At 71.0% G+C, this 15,929-nt stretch carries 15 protein-coding genes; 5 read left to right on the top strand and 10 right to left on the bottom strand.

The window, feature by feature from the left end; all coding sequences use genetic code 11:
* The first annotated feature begins 26 nt into the window (after nucleotides 1-26).
* Nucleotides 27-1,667 carry a sensor histidine kinase gene (locus tag IEZ10_RS20880; protein ID WP_189248180.1) on the top strand — a complete coding sequence of 547 codons (1,641 nt, stop codon included), beginning with the start codon at nucleotides 27-29 and terminating at the stop codon, nucleotides 1,665-1,667.
* Nucleotides 1,664-2,338 carry a response regulator gene (locus IEZ10_RS20875; RefSeq protein ID WP_189248179.1) on the top strand — a complete coding sequence of 225 codons (675 nt, stop codon included), beginning with the start codon at nucleotides 1,664-1,666 and terminating at the stop codon, nucleotides 2,336-2,338. Before IEZ10_RS20880 ends, IEZ10_RS20875 begins: the two co-directional genes overlap by 4 nt.
* 88 nt (nucleotides 2,339-2,426) lie before the next feature.
* Here the strand turns inward: IEZ10_RS20875 and IEZ10_RS20870 are convergent, their stop codons facing one another.
* Nucleotides 2,427-3,521, bottom strand: coding sequence for an ATP-binding protein (locus IEZ10_RS20870; protein ID WP_189248178.1), 1,095 nt, complete (start codon nucleotides 3,519-3,521; stop codon nucleotides 2,427-2,429).
* Complete coding sequence (locus tag IEZ10_RS20865; protein ID WP_189248177.1) at nucleotides 3,518-4,171, bottom strand: response regulator transcription factor; 654 nt, start codon at nucleotides 4,169-4,171, stop codon at nucleotides 3,518-3,520. The genes IEZ10_RS20870 and IEZ10_RS20865 overlap by 4 nt, the downstream gene beginning before the upstream one ends.
* 111 nt (nucleotides 4,172-4,282) lie before the next feature.
* Between IEZ10_RS20865 and IEZ10_RS20860 the strand changes: the two genes are divergently transcribed.
* Both IEZ10_RS20860 and IEZ10_RS20855 read left to right on the top strand, forming a co-directional pair.
* Nucleotides 4,283-4,633, top strand: coding sequence for a hypothetical protein (locus IEZ10_RS20860; RefSeq protein WP_189248176.1), 351 nt, complete (start codon nucleotides 4,283-4,285; stop codon nucleotides 4,631-4,633).
* Between the two features lie 129 nt (nucleotides 4,634-4,762).
* Complete coding sequence (locus IEZ10_RS20855; protein WP_189248175.1) at nucleotides 4,763-5,347, top strand: GNAT family N-acetyltransferase; 585 nt, start codon at nucleotides 4,763-4,765, stop codon at nucleotides 5,345-5,347.
* 42 nt (nucleotides 5,348-5,389) lie between these two features.
* On the opposite strand, the gene IEZ10_RS20850 is transcribed toward IEZ10_RS20855, so the two are convergent.
* From IEZ10_RS20850 to IEZ10_RS20835, 4 genes are all read right to left on the bottom strand, one after another.
* Nucleotides 5,390-5,746 (bottom strand): DUF4288 domain-containing protein, encoded by a 357-nt coding sequence (locus tag IEZ10_RS20850; RefSeq protein ID WP_189248174.1) that lies wholly within the window; start codon nucleotides 5,744-5,746, stop codon nucleotides 5,390-5,392.
* A 226-nt stretch (nucleotides 5,747-5,972) separates the two neighbouring features.
* Entirely contained in the window at nucleotides 5,973-7,382 is a 1,410-nt protein-coding gene (locus tag IEZ10_RS20845) for a WGR domain-containing protein (protein ID WP_189248173.1), read from the bottom strand.
* Nucleotides 7,383-7,518: 136 nt separating this feature from the next.
* Nucleotides 7,519-7,860 (bottom strand): VOC family protein, encoded by a 342-nt coding sequence (locus IEZ10_RS20840; protein WP_189248172.1) that lies wholly within the window; start codon nucleotides 7,858-7,860, stop codon nucleotides 7,519-7,521.
* A gap of 153 nt (nucleotides 7,861-8,013) precedes the next feature.
* Nucleotides 8,014-8,484, bottom strand: a complete 471-nt coding sequence (locus IEZ10_RS20835; RefSeq protein WP_189248171.1) for a VOC family protein — start codon at nucleotides 8,482-8,484, stop codon at nucleotides 8,014-8,016.
* Between the two features lie 189 nt (nucleotides 8,485-8,673).
* On the opposite strand from IEZ10_RS20835, the gene IEZ10_RS20830 reads away from it, so the two are divergent.
* A complete protein-coding gene (locus tag IEZ10_RS20830) occupies nucleotides 8,674-9,189 on the top strand; it encodes a DinB family protein (protein ID WP_189248170.1) in 516 nt (171 codons plus the stop codon).
* On the opposite strand, the gene IEZ10_RS20825 is transcribed toward IEZ10_RS20830, so the two are convergent.
* The 4 genes from IEZ10_RS20825 to IEZ10_RS20810 form a co-directional block, all read right to left on the bottom strand.
* On the bottom strand, nucleotides 9,183-10,070 hold the full coding sequence (locus IEZ10_RS20825) for an isocitrate lyase/PEP mutase family protein (protein ID WP_189248169.1): 888 nt from the start codon (nucleotides 10,068-10,070) through the stop codon (nucleotides 9,183-9,185). The genes IEZ10_RS20830 and IEZ10_RS20825 overlap by 7 nt on opposite strands.
* A 51-nt stretch (nucleotides 10,071-10,121) precedes the next feature.
* The gene (locus IEZ10_RS20820; protein WP_189248168.1) at nucleotides 10,122-11,750 is read right to left on the bottom strand and encodes a serine/threonine-protein kinase; all 1,629 of its coding nucleotides are present in this window, start codon (nucleotides 11,748-11,750) and stop codon (nucleotides 10,122-10,124) included.
* Between the two features lie 202 nt (nucleotides 11,751-11,952).
* A complete protein-coding gene (locus tag IEZ10_RS20815) occupies nucleotides 11,953-15,222 on the bottom strand; it encodes a type I restriction endonuclease subunit R (RefSeq protein ID WP_229811470.1) in 3,270 nt (1,089 codons plus the stop codon).
* A gap of 206 nt (nucleotides 15,223-15,428) precedes the next feature.
* Nucleotides 15,429-15,845, bottom strand: a complete 417-nt coding sequence (locus IEZ10_RS20810) for a hypothetical protein (protein WP_229811469.1) — start codon at nucleotides 15,843-15,845, stop codon at nucleotides 15,429-15,431.
* Between the last annotated feature and the right edge of the window lie 84 nt (nucleotides 15,846-15,929).

Below are 15,929 nucleotides of genomic sequence, written 5' to 3'. Positions count from 1 at the left end.
CAGCGGAGATTGAGTTCATTGTGGTCATGAGATCTCGTGGCCCGACCCTGGCGGGCGAGTTGCTGGCCCTGCAGCTCGTCATCGTCGTGGTGGTGCTGTTCGCCGTCGGCGCCATCTCGCTGGCCCAGTCCGAGGCGACCTTCGACCGGGTCGAGGGGCGCCGGGTGACGGCGCTGGCCGAGCAGCTGTCGTGGAACCCCCTGGTCCGCAGCCAGATCGACCAGCCGGCGCCCGCCGAGGTGCTCGCCCCGCTGGTGCAGTCGACGCTCACCGAATCCGGCGTCACCTCCGTCTCGATCGCCGACGTCGGCGGCAGGATCGTCGGCTCCTCGGACGCCACGCTGCTCGGGACGCCCCTGCCGCTGAGCGCTCCCGGCGCCGCCCGGACCCGGGGCTGGTCCGGTTACCTCCTGGTCGGCGGGACCCGTGAGCTGGTCGCCCAGGTCCCGGTGCTGGGGGCCGAGCCGGAGGATCACGGCCGCCACCTCGGGACCGTGATGATCGGGGTCGCCGCTCCCACCGCCTGGCAGCGTCTGGTCGGCGCGTCGTCCTACCTGCTGGTCCACCTGGGGGTCGCCAGCGCGCTGGGTGTGCTGGGCTCCTGGTTGCTGGCCCGGCGCATCAAACGGCAGACCCTCGGCATGGAGCCGCGTGAGATCGCGGGGCTCGCCGAGCACCGGGAGGCCATGCTGCACGGCATCGCCGAAGGCGTCGTCGCGCTCGACCCGCAGTTGCGGCTCACGCTGGTCAACGACATGGGCCGGACGCTGCTGGATCTCCCCGGCCACTGCGTGGGGATGACCCTGCGGGCGCTCGGCGTCGAGGGACGCCTGTACGACGTGCTCGCCGGGAACGAGGAGGCCCGCGACGAGATCGTCATCTACCGCGGGCGGGTGCTGGTCATGAACCGGATGAGCGTCGTCAAGGACGGCCGGCGCCTCGGCTCGGTGACCACCCTGCGCGACCGGACCGAACTGGCCCAGCTGGAACGCGAGCTGGGGTCCTTCCGCAGCTCCACCGAGCTGCTGCGCGCCCAGGCCCACGAGTTCGCCAACCAGCTCCACGTCATCTCGGGCCTGATCCAGGTGGACGAGCACGACGAGGTCGTCCGGTACATCCGGGCGCTGAGGAAGCATCGCGAGTCCCTCGACCTGGCCCTGGCCACCCGGGTCCGCGACAACGCGGTCGCCGCGCTGCTGACGGCGAAGTCCGCGCTCGCGGCCGAACGCCGGGTCGAGCTCCGGCTGTCCGACCGCACCACCCTGGACCGGCTGGACCCGGTGGACGCGGCCGACGTGGCGACGGTCACGGGCAACCTGGTCGACAACGCCATCGAGGCCGCGGTCGACGTGGCGGGCGCCGCGAGCGGGGAGCCGGAAGCGTGGGTGGAGGTCGAGCTGCGCCAGGACGCCTCCAGCGTCGAGATCGTGGTGCGCGACTCCGGCCCCGGCGTCGCCCCCGAGCTCGCCCGGGAGGTCTTCACCCGGGGCTTCACCACCAAGGCCGCCCTGGGGGGCGAGCGAGGGATCGGACTGGCGCTCACGCAGCTCGTCTGCCGCCGCCGCGGCGGCGAGGTGGCCGTCACCAACACCGCCGATGGGGCGATGTTCACCGCCCGGATGTCCGTCGGCCGCGTGCCCCGGGAACTGCTGGAGGTGTCCCTGTGATCGACGTGCTCGTGGTCGACGACGACTTCATGGTCGCGAGGATCAACAGCGGATTCGTCGGCAAGGTCGACGGGTTCCGCGTGGTGGGCACGGCCGGCACCGGGGAGCAGGCCCTCACCCGTGTCGGCGAGCTGCGCCCGGATCTCGTGTTGCTCGACCTCTATCTGCCCGACCTCTTCGGCCTGGACGTCATCGGCCGGATCCGTGCCGGGGGACACGACTGCGACATCATCGTGATCAGCGCGGCGCGCGAGATGGAGACGGTCCGCGGCGCCGCCCGGCAGGGGGTGAACAGCTACCTCCTCAAGCCGTTCGACTTCGACGACCTGCGCGTACGGCTGGAGCGGTACGCCGCCCGGCGGGCCGACCTGGGCAGCGTGGTCATCAGCAGTCAGGCCGACGTGGACCGGGTCATCGCCGGGGCCGGGCCGTCGCCCTCCCCCGCTCTGCCCAAGGGCATGAGCGTGGAGACGGCCGAGCTGGTCCGGCGGGAGCTGTGCGCCGCGGGCGGCACGTTGTCGGCCGGGGAGTGCGCCTCCCGCGTGGGGATCTCCCGGGTCAGCGCCCGCCGCTACCTGGAGCATCTCGTCACCCTGGGACACGTCCGTGTCTCCCTGAAGTACGGTGCCACGGGACGCCCGGAACGCCGCTACCGGTGGGACCGACCCTGATGACCTCCTGGCTCCCCGCTCGCCCCGGCGTCGGCGGCGTCAGCCGAGGGCGGCCGTGACGCCGGCCGCGTGTCCGCCACGGGTCCGCTCAGGCACCGGGACGGTCGAGGGTGACGCTCACGTCGAGCCCTCCCGCCGGAAGGGGGCGGATCTCCAACGTGCCCCGGTGCGCCTCGACGATGGCGGCCACGATCGACAGGCCCAGCCCCAGGCCCTCACCACCGGCCTTCCGGCCGGCCTCCAGGCGCTGGAAGGGCTGCAGGAGCACGGGCAGCCGGTCGGCCGGGATCACCGGACCGCTGTTGGAGACCCTGAGGGTGGGACGTCCGTACCGTACGGCGGTCTCCACCCTCACCCACCCACCGGGCACGTTGTGCCGCAGAGCGTTGTCCAGCAGGTTGCCGGCCAGGCGCTCGACCAGGGCGCGATCACCGTGGCCGGGAGCCTGCCGCAGGACGGACTCGACGCGAGGCCCCTGGTCGTCGCGGTGGCCGATGGCCTGACCGGCGATCTCGGCCAGGTCGAAGGACTGCCGATGCTGTAGGCCCTGCTGGCTGCGGGCCAGCGTGAGCAGGGCCTCGATGAGCCTCTCCTGGTTCCTGCCCGCGACCAGCACGCGTTCCAGGACCTTCCGGAGGGACTCCGTGTCGGCCGCCGGGTCGGCGAGTGCCACCTCGGCCATGGCCCGCTGCAGTGTCAGCGGGGTGCGTAGTTCGTGGGAGGCGTTGGCGACGAACCGCCGCTGCGCGGTGAACGCGGCCTCCAGCCGGTCCAGCAGCTCATCGAAGGTGTCGGCCAGCTCCTTGAGCTCGTCGTCCGGCCCGGACGCGGCCAGCCGCCGGTCGAGCCGGTCGGCCGTGATGCGCCGGACCGTGGCGGTCATCTCCCCCAGCGGCCGCAGCACACGGCCGGCCATGTGCCAGCCCAGCAGCGTCGCCGCGAACGCCATGACCACCAGTGCGATCAGGGAGTTGACCAGCAGCCGGCGTAGGTGGTCGGTCTGCTCCGGCCCGGGCGCCCGTACGGACGGTACGGGTCCGCCGGGCGGCGCGGGAGCGGCAGGCGGACCGGGAAAGGGGGAGAACTCGACCAGGACGTAGATGAGCGCGACCAGCAGCGCTCCCGCCACCAGGAACAGGCCGCTGTAGAGCAGGGCCAGGCGCAGCCGTACCGTCCGCCTCATATCCGGTATCCGGCCTGCGGGACCGTCTCGATCAGCGGCGGGTCGCCGAGTTTACGGCGCAGCCTGCTGATCGTCACCTTCACGGTCTGCGTGAACGGGTCGGCGAACTCGTCCCAGCACCGCTCCAGCAGCTGCTCGGCGGAGACCACCGCGCCTCCGGCCGCCAGGAGCAGCTCCAGCACGGCGAACTCCTTGGGGCTCAGCGACAGCCGGCGTCCGTCACGGGTGGCGATCCGGGTGGCCGGATCCAGCCGCAGTCCATCACGGACGAGCACCGGCGGGAGCACCGGGCCGGCCCGTCTGACCAGCGCCCGGATCCGGGCGACCAGCTCGGCGAAGGCGAACGGTTTGGGAAGGTAGTCGTCGGCGCCGATGCCCAGCCCGGTCACCCTGTCGTCGATCGTCCCGGCGGCGGTGAGCATCAGCACCCGCGCCGGGTGACCGGCGCCGACCAGCGACCTGCACACCTCGTCGCCGTGCAGACCGGGCAGGTCCCGATCGAGGACGACCACGTCGTAGTGGTTGGCCGAGGTGCGGTCGAGCGCGGCGTGGCCGTCCAGCGCGACGTCGACGGCCATGCCCTCACGGCGCAGCCCCGTGGCCACCGTCAGGGCCAGTTCCTCGTGGTCTTCGACGATCAGCACCCTCATGATCCCCAGCATCCTCGTCGCCCGGTTACAGCGGGGTGACCGTCGCCGTTGCGGTCCGGTAACCGGCCCTCGGCTTGTCTGGACGCACCGACGGAACCGAAAGGAGTGATCATGTTCGACTCGACGGTCAAAAAGGGGGTGCTCGCCGCCGCGGTACTCACCGCCGTAGTACTCGCGGCGTTCGCGGCGGGAACGGGCGGGGTGGCGGCTTCCTCGGCTGGGGACCCCGCCGACGGCGCGGGGAGGTTCACCGCGTGCATGCGCTCGCACGGGCTGCCCGGCTTCCCCGAGGTCTCGTTCTCCTCCGACGGGCTGGTCGACCTCGACATCAGGGGAGAACGCGTCGACGTCATGTCCCGGAAGTACGGGGCGGCGGTGAAGGCCTGCGAGCCGCTGCTGCCGGCGGGTTCCCGGTCACCGGGCGCGCCCGCGGCACCGGCCGCCCCGGTGCCTCCCTTCTGAGGTCCCGGGAGGGGAACCGGTCCGGCACGGTGGTGGGCACCGGGACGGCGGGCGTCATAACCGGTGTCATCCAGGGTCATGATCCGTTAGCGTTCGTACCCGACGCCCGTGATGACCCCAGGAGGCCGGATGTTCACCCTGCCGCTCACCGAGCACGCCGAGCTGCGGCCGCTCGATCCCTGGAGGGCCGAGGAGTTCCTCGCCCACCTGGAGCGGGCGCGTGAGCACATCACGCCGTGGGTGTCGCCGCTGTTCGCGGCCTCCGACGTCGCCGGGGCCCGCGCCCTGCTGCAGCGCTACGCCGACAAATGGGCGCGGGACTCGGGCGGCATCTGGGGGATCTGGCTGGAGGGCACGCTCGTCGGCGGCGTGCTGTTCGTGTCGTTCGACGCCGCGCTGGGCGTCTGCGAGGCGGGCTGCTGGCTGGAGCCCGCCGCCGAGGGGCGCGGACTGGTCACCCGCGCCGCCGAACGGATCATCGGCTGGGCGGTGGAGGAACGCGGCGTCCAGCGCGTGGAGTGGCGGACCAACGCCCACAACGCCCGCAGCGTCAACACGGCGAAGCGGCTGGGCATGTCCCTCGACGGCACCCTGCGCCAGGCGTACCCGGGCGACGGCGGTCGCATCGACATCCAGGTCTGGTCGGTGCTGGCCGAGGAATGGCGGGCGCGCGAAGCACGGGCGACCGCGGAACGGGCCGGGCCGGCGAACTGACGACGGTCTCTCGTACCCCGGAACCAGGGCTCGCCTCCGGGGTCACGGCTCGCTGTCGTGTGGCGCGAGGTCCGAGGAGAAGACCTGCCGATACCGCGCCAGGTCGTCGAAGCTCCTGGAGTAGAGGGTCACGTTCTCGTCGAGCGAGTCGTACAGGGCTTCCCGCACGTCGGCCACGCCGACGAAGGCCCAGGTGACCGTCTCGCCGTATTCGTTGGCGTAGGACGTCTCCTCCTCCCGCCCCCGCGTCTCCGCCACGGCACGCGCCCGCTCGGGGGAGCGGGCACGGATCAGCACGATGTCCTCGCTGAACCGTGCAGGGGCGTAGCCTCCGCCGACCTCGGTCCTGAAGACCAGGACCGCGATGTACGGAACCTCGGGACCGTCGTTCACAGGCACACCTCATCCCTCCACGACGACGCGCTCCGGCCCGGGGAGCGAAGACCGACGAGGAATCATCGACGTACGATCACCTCACCGAGGCCGAAACCATCGGCTGACGCCCGTCCACCCCGTCACGAACCACCATCTGATCCCTTGCCGCCTCACCGTGTGTGATCCCGCCGCTCGACCGTACGCCCGTCCGCCCGGCCGGGTCGTGGGGGTCCGGGCTCCGGACGAGGGCTCAGACCAGTCGCCTGATCTCGCCGTAGGCGCGGTAGAAGCCGCCCCGGCCGGAGGGGCGCACGTCCTCGACCAGGTAGCGGGCGCCCGCCTCGCGGACGGCCTTGGGGAACTGCACGTTCCACGACTCGTAGCCGGGGCTGACCACGTGGACGCGCAGGCGCTCACCCTCGCGCACGCACTCCACGACCACGCCGTCCCCGGGGTGGGTGACCGTCTCCAGCACGACGGACGGCTCCACCGCCGCGAGCGAGGCGGCCGCCTTCACGTCGACGCGCTCGGGCACACTGCCCCCGCAGGCGGCGGCGATCGCCGCCTCGCTCGCGTCGATGCACGCCAGGGAGCCGTCGGTGGTGACGATGTACAGGCGCTCGTCGAAGAACTGCATGGAGAAGGCCGACCCGCAGCCGGTGCCGAGCTTCCACAGCCGCTCCCCCGACGCGGCGAAGCAGTACACCGACGAGTGACTGTCCCCGGCGAAGACGTAGCGGCCCCCGGGCGAGGTCGCGCAGGAGTAGACGGGCCCGTCGCACCGGTAGACGGCCTCGACACGGCCGTCGCTCTTGGCCAGCCGGTGGACGGTACGGCGGGCGGTTCCGGCGTAGACCGCGTCCCGCTCCTGCCAGCCGAACAGCACGTCCCGCACCTCCGGCGTCTGCCACACGAGGGTGCCGTCGGCGTCGTAGCGCGCCACGCCGTCCGAGTGGCCGTGATAGACCGCGTCCTCGTCGCACCGGACCATCCATGCGGAGTCGCCCCGGCCCATGCGTGCCCACTGGAGCTCGTCCTCGTAGTCGATCGTGGTGATCCGTCCGGCCCGGTCGGAGACGCCGAGGACGCCGTCGTGGATGTCGAGCCAGTAGATGTCGACGTCGGCGGCGATCTCGTAGGCCGCCCTCGGCACCTTGCCGCTCAGGTCGTACACCGTGCCGTCGTCGCAGCCCGCGTAGATCCAGAAGTCATCGGCCACGATGCACTTGACGCCCTCCGGCAGCCGGAAACGGCTGGTCACGGTGCCGGAATGGGTGACGGTGTAGACGTCGCCACGCTGGTTTCCGACCCAGCAACGCTCCTCGTCCACGAAGATGCCGAACGCGGCGGAACCACTGTCGAAGCGCCACAGGACCGGCGCCTGCCGGGCGGTGGAACGGGTGCTGACGATGGTCCTGCGGGTGACGGGCCTGCGCTGCCGCATCCCGCGCACGGCGGGCGCGTAGCCCTTGCGCACCTTCTCGCCGATCTTCTTGGCCGCCGCGGCCTGGGCCTTCTCCGCGGTCGGGAAGTCGGTGACCCTCGTCTGCCCCGCCTCGCCGATGCGCCCGTACGTGATCGTCACCTGCGTCCCGGACACGGCTGCCTCGTAGAACTTGTGCGCTCCGCCGCCGTCCTCGGACAGCTCAAGGTATGTCATAGCCGTTTTCTCCCGGTAAGCCCAGCTCAATCAACTGGTCGGGAGGCTAGAGCACCGCGACGACAGTTTCCCGGCCGGGGCTCACGGAAGGGACGCCTTCGACCTCCGGCGTTCCGCGATCAGGTCTGAGGGGGCGTCATCCCGGAACGCCGCCGAAGCTGATCTCGTTGCCTTCCGCGTCCCGGTAGGTCACCTTGGTCACACCGCCGTCGTACGTCTCGCGCCTGGCGGGCTCGACGCCTCGCCGCGCGATCTCGGCGATCCGGTCGTCCAGGTCGTCGACGAACGACAGCACCAGGGCGTTCCCCGCCCGTTCCGGGTCCTGCACGATGTAGACGTACCGGTTCTCGGCCACTTCCCACACCGCCTCGACGTCGTTCGGCAGGAACGAGGGCCGCCGGCCGAAGAGTCGTTCGTACCACGGCAACGCTGCGGCGTAGTCGGTGACGGGGATGCCGACGAAAAGGTCCTGTGTCATGCCGCCCTCCGTACGTGACCGAGGTGTCGTCGGCACCGATTCTGACAGCGCCGGAAACCCCTCGGCACCCGCTTCGCACCGGCGCCTCCCGTCCCGGGAAGCCGGTGACGACGCCGCGGGGCAAGTAGCTCTGAGGGGGCCGATGCTTGGACATCACCCGCCGAGTTGCCGGCGGGCCTCCTCCTCCATCATCGCGTTGAAGCGCGTGTCGCGGTCGCCCTCCGCGCGCCGGGCCGTGTAGACGACGGTGTATCCGTCCGGGTCGGTGACGCGCAGGTCCCTGGTGTTCCACGGGGTGTCGGCGGGACCGTCGACCGTACCGCCGCCGTGGGCGCGGGCCCGCTCGGCGAGCACGTCGAGCTGCTCCAGATCGGCCATCACCCCGATCGTCCACCCCTCCCCCGGGTCGGCCTTGCCGGGACGCACCAGGATGTCCTGGTACCGCCAGCGGCGCAGGTGCACCAGCGCGGGCTCACCGCCGGGCCCGGGCACGGTGAACAGCGAGATGAAGTCCAGCCCGCTCACGTACCAGTCGACCGTGCGGTCGAGGTCGGCGACGGTCAGTGAGACGAAGGCGGGCATGCCGTAGATGTCGCGGGTGATCTCCGCGGGGATCGGATCCATGCGGCACATCGTCGAGCCTCCAGCCGCTGGAAGGTCAAACAGTGCCACGGTTCCTTTCCCCTCCGGGCGGCGCGCTCAGCCGCCCGGAGGCTCCGGACACGCGCCTCGTCCGGTACGGCGGGCGCGGGAGCCGGCCCCCGGCCAAAACGTGGTGCGTCACCGTGGGAGACCGAAGTATCGTCGGCGGCCATGACCTTTCCTCGTGTTCGTCCTCCCTTCGTCGCCGATGAGCGGACCCAGCTCGTCGGCTGGCTCGACATGCAGCGCGCGCTCGTGCGGTGGAAATGTGAGGGGCTGTCGGAGGAGGACGCGTACCGGCCGGTGCTGCCCGCCTCGCCGCTGATGACGGTGGCCGGGCTGGTCTCCCACATGCGCTGGACCGAGCACTGCTGGTTCGAGGTCCTCTTCCTGGGCCGCCCGTCCGACGGCAATCCGCAGTTCGACGAGAACGTGGAGGACGCCGACATGCGGGTCGAGGGGGTCCCGCTCGCCCGGCTGCTCGACGAGTTCGAACAGCAGTGCCGGACCTCCAACGAGATCATCGCCGCCCATGCGCTGGACGACGTGGGCAGCCACCCCGGCTACCGGTCGGCCGGCGCGACCCTGCGCTGGATGCTGATCCACATGGTCGAGGAGACCGCCCGGCACGTGGGCCACCTCGACACCGTCAGGGAACTGCTCGACGGCACCAAGGGCTATTACTGAGCCCTCGCCCCCTCATTCTCAACGGGAAGCGGCCGGTCACCGGCCTCTCCCGGACGATCCACGAGGGCGTTGACCTCCCCGTAGTCCATCGCCTCGGCGAAGGCCGTGTAGGTACCGGCGGTGAGCAACTCCCGGACGCCGCGCCGGACGAGGGCATGGGTGGCGAGGGCGATCGCCGGGCCGAGGCTGACACGGCCGACCCCGAGCTCGGCCAGCTCACCGATCGTGGGCGCCCCCGGGCCGGCCATGATGTTGAGCGGCACCGGAACCTCCCGGACGAGGGCCGACACCGTCTCCGGATCGGTGACCCCCGGCACGAAGATCCCGTCGGCGCCCGCGGCGACGTAGGCCACCGCGCGGTCCACGGTGTCCCGCAGACGGGTGGCCGGATCACCGGCGGCCAGAAGGTAGGTGTCGACGCGCGCGTTGAGGAACATCGGCACCTGGACGGCGTCGGCGGCCCGCCGGGCGGCGGTGATCCGCTCGCACTGTTCCCCGACCGGCCGCAGCCGCGGGACCGGGGCGTGGCCGTCTTCGATGTTGATTCCCACGGCGCCCGCGGCGAGCACCTCCCGAACGGTTTCGGCCACCCCGTCCGGGTCGCTCGCGTAGCCGCCTTCGATGTCGGCGGTGACGGGGACGTCGACCGCGGAGACGATGCGGGCGACGAGGTCGAGGGCACGGTCGCGGCCGAGCCGGTTCCCGTCGGCGGCGCCGAGGCTCCAGGCGACGCCCGCGCTGGTGGTGGCGATCGCGTCAGCCCCGGCGTCCTCGATGAGGCATGCGCTGGCGACGTCCCAGGCGGTGGGCAGAACCAGCACCCGGCCGTCGGTGTGCGACTCGCGGAAACGCAGGGCTCTGTCACGGTGTGAGAACTTCATGCGGGACAGCCAACCAACTCGGCCCGGATGCGGGCTGGCGGCTTTCGGACCTCACCGGAAGGGCCGATGCCGCGCGCCGCGTTCACCGTCGCCCTCGGGCCGGAGGCGTCCTTCCACATCCGTCACCGGCCGGGCCGGCGAAACACGTTCGAGGGACCGCAGCAGGTCTCGGACGTCGCGGGTGTCGGGGTGGCCGGCGCCGCTTTCGGCTTCCAGGTCGGCGAGCAGGAGCCGCAGGACCGCGCGCGCACGGTCGTAGTCGCCCAGCCGGGTGAGGAGCGTGCCGAGTTCCCTGCGCAGCTCCAGGACGAACTCGTCGCGATCTCCCAGTGCCGGTCGCGCGTCGCGGAGCAGGCCGTCCATCTGCGAGAGCGCGACCCGGTGCCGCCCGAGCGCCGCCGCGCAGAGCGCCCGGTTGAGGCGGCAGCCCAGCACCGCCGGGTGGACGGCTCCCAGCAGCTCCGACAGCCGGGGCAGCAGGTCGTCGTACTCCTCGGCCGCCCGCCGGTAGTCCCTGACGGCGAAGCGCGAGCCGGCCAGCCGCATGCGCAACGCGAAGACCACCGGATCCTCCGACGGAAGGACGTCCTCGGCCCCGGCGAGCGCGCCTTCGAGCAGTTCGACCGCCTGGCTGAACCGTCCTTCGAGGGCGAGTTCCTCGGCGCGCTCGTTCGCCGCCCGCAGCTCCGCCTCAGAGAGCCTCCGCCCGGGTCCGGCGTCTCGCACCGGGACACCGAGGCCGGTCAGCGCGGTCTCGGCGACACGCTCGGCGACGGCGGCGTACATCCGCAGCGGGTCGGGCGACGGCGGCGCGGCCGTCACGCCGGGCAGGGGCGGCGGGGCCGTCACGAACGGCAGCAGCCTCCCGTACACCTCCGCCGCGTCCGCGGGCCGGTCGGCGGCACTCTTGGCCAGCAGCTCCAGGACCAGCCGTTCGATCTCGGCGGGCACGTCCGCGCGGAGCGACCGCAAGGGAGCGAGCGCCTCGGTGTAGTGGCGGCCGACCTCGGCGGCGGTGTACGCCGACTCGAAAACCCGCGACCCGGTCAGCAGCTCGTGCAGCACGCAGCCCAGTGCGTACAGATCGCTTCGCGGGCCGGCCAGGCCCGTGACAGCCAGCTCGGGCGACATGTAGTGCGGTGTGCCGACGTTCTGCCCGTCCTGAGTGATCTGCGTGACGTCCGCCGAACCCAGCATCGCGACGACGCCGAAGTCGAGGACCTTGACCGTGCCGTCGGCACACAGGATCAGGTTCGTCGGCTTGAGGTCCCGGTGGATGAGCGAACGGGCGTGCGCGACCGTCAGGACCGCGCAGATCTGAGCGGCGATCGCCGCCGCCCAGGCGACCGGGAGCGGGTGGTGGCAGGCGATCAGGTCGTCGACGCGGAAACCCTCGACGAGCTCCATCACCAGGTAGAGGTCACCGTCATGGGTGCCGAGGTCATGGATGACCGGCACCCCGGGATGCCCGATCCGCGCGGTGACCCGGGCCTCACGACGGAATCGCCGCTCGGCCTCCTCACGCAGTTCCGGGGTGGGGAACCGCTCCGTACGGATGAACTTGACCGCGACATGCCGGTCCAGCGACCGGTCGAAGCCCTTCCAGACCTCGCCGTAACCGCCGCGGCCGAGGTAGTCGGCCAGCTCGTACCGGTCACCGACGACGTCTCCCCGGTTCACGCGGTCCCCTTCGGCAAGAGAGCCGTCTCCTGCGGGAAGAATCCGATCCCTTCTCGGAGAAAACCTCTCCCTTCCAGGAGAAGAGCCATCTCCTCCTGGAGGAATTCCGCCCCCTGAGGGAAGAGACCCGTCCCCTTTGGGATGAAATCCGACTCCTCCGGGAAGAGAGCCGCCCCTTTCCGGGGAAGGCGTGCGGCGGCCGTCACAGTCCCTCGCTGTCGCGGATCATCCGGTAGACCTGCCGCCGCCCGATCTCGGTGATCCGCGACCGGAACAGCGAGTCGTCGTAGAAGCGCTGCATCAGGCCGGTATTGCCGGTGTGCCGGTCAATGACGACCTTCTCCAGGTGGTCGGCGAACACCTCGCCGAAGTTGGCCTCATCGTTGACGAGGGCGGCCTGCCGGAGCGCGTCGGCGCCCGCCGCCTCGCGGAACTGCTGCTCCACCCAGACCTGGTCCGCCTCCGACAGGCCCAGGCCGTACCTGTCGTTGAACGCGGCGATCAGGTCGCGCAACGAGGCCGTCTCCGGCTCGGGGGCCGCGCCTCCCCCGCCGTCCGGGCCGGGAATCGTCACCTCCTCCGCCTCGGGGAGGCTGATGTCGTGCTCACCGGTCAGGCTGATCCTCAGGTGGGTGAGGTCGATCTCGCCGATGTCCACCGCCGGGTCCTCCCGGCGCGGCAGCCGGTTCAGCAGGAAGCGGCCGAACAGGTACAGCCGCTCCAGGTCCGGGTCGACGTACGGCACGACCTGCGACAGGAAACCGTACAGGCGGACGTATCCGCGCAGGTCGCCACGGAACTCCTCGGCCGCGTCCCCGCCGTTCTCGGCGTCCTCACGCTGCCGTTCGACGAAGCGCCGCACCGCGGGCCCGGTCAGCCGGTACAGCTCGGCGTGCGCCTTCTCCAGCTCCCGCCGGGTCGCCGAGGTCCGCTCGGCCCGCAGGTAGCCCTCGGCCAGGGCCTGCATCTCCGACTCCACCAGCAGGGCGTGCCCGAGCACGGCGGCCTCGCGGGTGTACAGCAGGTTGGGATCGATCCGCTCGGTGGCGCTGCCCTCGTAGTACGGCCGGAACGCCTCCTGGATCTCCTCGGCCTCGTTGGCGAAGTCGAGCACGAACACATCGCCCTGCGACTTGAGCCGGTGCGTGCGGTTCAGCCGCGACAGCGTCTGCACCGCCGCCACCCCGGCGAGCTTCTTGTCGACGTACATCGTGGTCAGCAGCGGCTGGTCGAACCCGGTCTGGTACTTGTCGGCGACGACCAGGATCCGGTACTCCGCCTTCTCGGACGCGCCCGGCGAGGGGTCGTCGGCGCGGCAGTAGCCGAACCGCTCCGGCAGTTCCCGCTCGCTGAAGCCGTTGAGGCGCGTCTCGGTGTACTCCACCCCGTCGACCTTCAACGTCTGGGAGAAGGCGATGAGCGTGCCGCAGTCGGGGTAACCGTTCGCGGCGACGTGGTCGCGGATCGCCTGCCCGAGCCGTACGGCGTGCTCGCGTGAGCGGGTGACCACCATGGCCTTGGCCCGGCCACCCATCCGCCCGGCGGTGTGCCTGCGGAAGTGCTCGACGATGATCTGCGCCCGCTGCTGCATGCTCGTCGGGTGCAGCTCGGCGAACCGGGTGAGCAGCGCCTGCCCCTTGCGCCGGTCGACCTCGCGGTCGCCGGGCTCGGTGCTGGCCAGCCGCCAGAACGTCGCGTAGGTGACGTAGTTCTTCAGCACGTCGAGGATGAAACCCTCCTCGATCGCCTGCCGCATGGAGTAGGTGTGGAAGGCACGCGGCTTGCCGTCCTCGCCGGGCACGCCGAAGAGGGTCAGCGTCTTGCCCTTCGGCGTCGCGGTGAACGCGAAGTACGACAGGTTGTCGTGCCTGCCCCGGGCAAGGGCGCTCGCGGTCAGCAGGTCGCCGTCCTCGTCGATGTCGTCGGTGCTCGCGGCGCCGACCGCGTCGCCAGGCGCGGCACCGGGCGTGTCACCGGGCGCCCTGCCGGCCACGTCGCCGGACGCGGTGCCGCCGCCGAGCTTGAGCAGCACCCGCTTGAGCGCCGCCGCCCCCTCGCCGGACTGCGACGAATGCGCCTCGTCCACGATGACCGCGAACCGCCTGCCGCGCAGGCCCTCGATCTTCTGCAGGACGTGGGGGAACTTCTGCAGGGTGGTGATGACGACCTTGGCGGTCTCCCCCTGCAGCGCCTCGGCGAGCTGGTCGGAATGCTGGTCGATCCGCCGGACGACACCCGGCGTGTGCTCGAACTGGTAGATCGTCTCCTGGAGCTGGCGGTCCAGCACCACCCGGTCGGTGATCACGATGACCTTGTCGAAGACCGGCTGATTGGGCTCATATCCCTTGGCCAGCGCGGTCTCGTCGATCCCGGCGAGGGCGGCGGAGGTGTGCAGGCCGGACAGCGCGTGCGCGAGCCAGGCGATCGTGTTGGACTTGCCCGACCCCGCCGAGTGCTGGACGAGGTAGTTGTGGCCGGCACCGTACCGCCTGGCGTGCCCGGTCAGGGTCTGCACGGCGTGCCACTGGTGGAACCGGGGGAAGATCAGCGGCAGCCGGTGAACCTTGCCCGGGGACGGCTTGCGGCCCTTGCCCTTCCTGACGTCCTCGTCATCGACGTGCAGGAACCGCCTGAGCAGGTCGAGCCAGGTGTCGGGGTGCCAGATCCGCGTCCAGAGGTAGGCGGTCCGGTGGGTGCCCGCGCCGTACAGGTCGTCCGGGGTGCCCGCGCCGTACGGATCACCCAGGTCGGCTGCGCCGAGCACGCCGGGGCCATCAGGGTTGCCCGCGCCGCCCGGTTTGCCGGGGCCGGCCGTACCCATGTTGAACGGCAGGAAACGGGTCCGCTCCCCCGCCAGCCGAGTGGTGACGAACACCAGGTCCGGGTCCACGGCGAAGTGGACGAGCGCTCGCCGGGCGAACAGCGGCTCCTGGGGGTCGCGGTCCTCGCGGTACTGCCGCTTGGCGTCCTCGACGGTCTGGCCGGTGAGCGGATTCTTCAGCTCGGCCGTGGCGACCGGGATCCCGTTGACGAACAGGGCCAGGTCGAGGGTGTCGGTCGTCTTCGCCGAGTAGCGGAACTGGCGAACCACGCTGAGGATGTTCTTGCCGTACGGTTCCAGCGCGTCGGCGGCGACGGTGTGCGCGGGCCGGAAGTAGGCCAGCCGGAAGAGGACGCCCCGGTCCTTGACGCCGTGCCGCAGCACCTCCAGCGCGCCCTCGTCGTCGATCGCCTTGGCCACCCGCTCGGCCAGCCGCCGCGCGGCTCCCGCCTCGTCTCCGGCCTGCGCGACGACCAGCCGCCGCCACTCCTTGGGCTGCGTCGCCCGTACGAAGTCGAGCAGTTCCTGCGGGTTCAGCCCGAGAGCGTGGTCGTAGAAGTCGTTCGAGCCCTTCAGCCAGCCCGCGTCGATCAGCGCCGACTCGATGGCGTCCTCGAAGACCTTCTCGTGGTGCACGGGGGGCACGGTCACCGGTCCTTCGGGTTCTGAGGTTCTCGGGGGTCTCGGGTTCCTCGGATGGGAAACTTCAGAGCCCACAATTGAAACAGAAGCCGCGGGGCGATGGGGGATATCGGTGGAACGTTCCGAACATTCCTCCCCAAGCGGGCTCCCGCGGTGTGGTTACCCCGGAGGCAGCGGCCAGGGGAGCACTCGAAGAGCGGAGGGTGAGACAGGTATCAGCCAGCGGAAGAGGGGCCGGGAGTGCCGTTGGGCCAGACGCAAGGGGAGGTGACGCCTATGTTCAACACGTCATCGTCGCCAGTCGGCGCAAGGGAGAGCAGAAAGTCGTCAGGCCGAGAGCGTCCTGAGATGTTCAGGCCGTTCGCGGAGACCGCCCCGATGTAGTGACCTTGCTGCTTCCAATACTGCTCGACCTGCCGAGCCACTTCGGGCACTTGCTCCCTGGGAATATCTCGCAAATAGTAAGAGCGGGCGATCACCACGCGGTCCTCGGAACCTCCATCAGTAGGATCGAGACAACTGTTGACGTTGAGGCTGGGGCGATCAAGATCCAGCCGAGGCGTCGGCGTGATCACCGCGGTCGTCTCCTTGATGAGCTGCTCGACACGAGCCAGCGCCTGAGCCTGGGTCATCGTGGGCTCCTGCACAGCTCCTCCTCCTCCGGTACAGCCAGTGACGAGGATGGCAATAACAACGAGTATCGCAGCGAGGCGTGG

Origin of the sequence: Streptosporangium pseudovulgare (assembly GCF_014648055.1) — a bacterium.
Taxonomy (GTDB): Bacteria; Actinomycetota; Actinomycetes; order Streptosporangiales; family Streptosporangiaceae; genus Streptosporangium; species Streptosporangium pseudovulgare.
This window is presented reverse-complemented; position numbering and strand designations above follow the sequence as displayed.

Bases quoted from the DNA above. Each gene is read 5' to 3' on its own strand.
- IEZ10_RS20880 (WP_189248180.1), top strand. From the start codon at position 27: ATGAGATCTCGTGGCCCGACCCTGGCGGGCGAGTTGCTGGCCCTGCAG.
- IEZ10_RS20870 (WP_189248178.1), bottom strand. From the start codon at position 3,521: ATGAGGCGGACGGTACGGCTGCGCCTGGCCCTGCTCTACAGCGGCCTG.
- IEZ10_RS20865 (WP_189248177.1), bottom strand. From the start codon at position 4,171: ATGAGGGTGCTGATCGTCGAAGACCACGAGGAACTGGCCCTGACGGTG.
- IEZ10_RS20860 (WP_189248176.1), top strand. From the start codon at position 4,283: ATGTTCGACTCGACGGTCAAAAAGGGGGTGCTCGCCGCCGCGGTACTC.
- IEZ10_RS20855 (WP_189248175.1), top strand. From the start codon at position 4,763: ATGTTCACCCTGCCGCTCACCGAGCACGCCGAGCTGCGGCCGCTCGAT.
- IEZ10_RS20845 (WP_189248173.1), bottom strand. From the start codon at position 7,382: ATGACATACCTTGAGCTGTCCGAGGACGGCGGCGGAGCGCACAAGTTC.
- IEZ10_RS20840 (WP_189248172.1), bottom strand. From the start codon at position 7,860: ATGACACAGGACCTTTTCGTCGGCATCCCCGTCACCGACTACGCCGCA.
- IEZ10_RS20835 (WP_189248171.1), bottom strand. From the start codon at position 8,484: ATGGATCCGATCCCCGCGGAGATCACCCGCGACATCTACGGCATGCCC.
- IEZ10_RS20830 (WP_189248170.1), top strand. From the start codon at position 8,674: ATGACCTTTCCTCGTGTTCGTCCTCCCTTCGTCGCCGATGAGCGGACC.
- IEZ10_RS20825 (WP_189248169.1), bottom strand. From the start codon at position 10,070: ATGAAGTTCTCACACCGTGACAGAGCCCTGCGTTTCCGCGAGTCGCAC.
- IEZ10_RS20810 (WP_229811469.1), bottom strand. From the start codon at position 15,845: ATGACCCAGGCTCAGGCGCTGGCTCGTGTCGAGCAGCTCATCAAGGAG.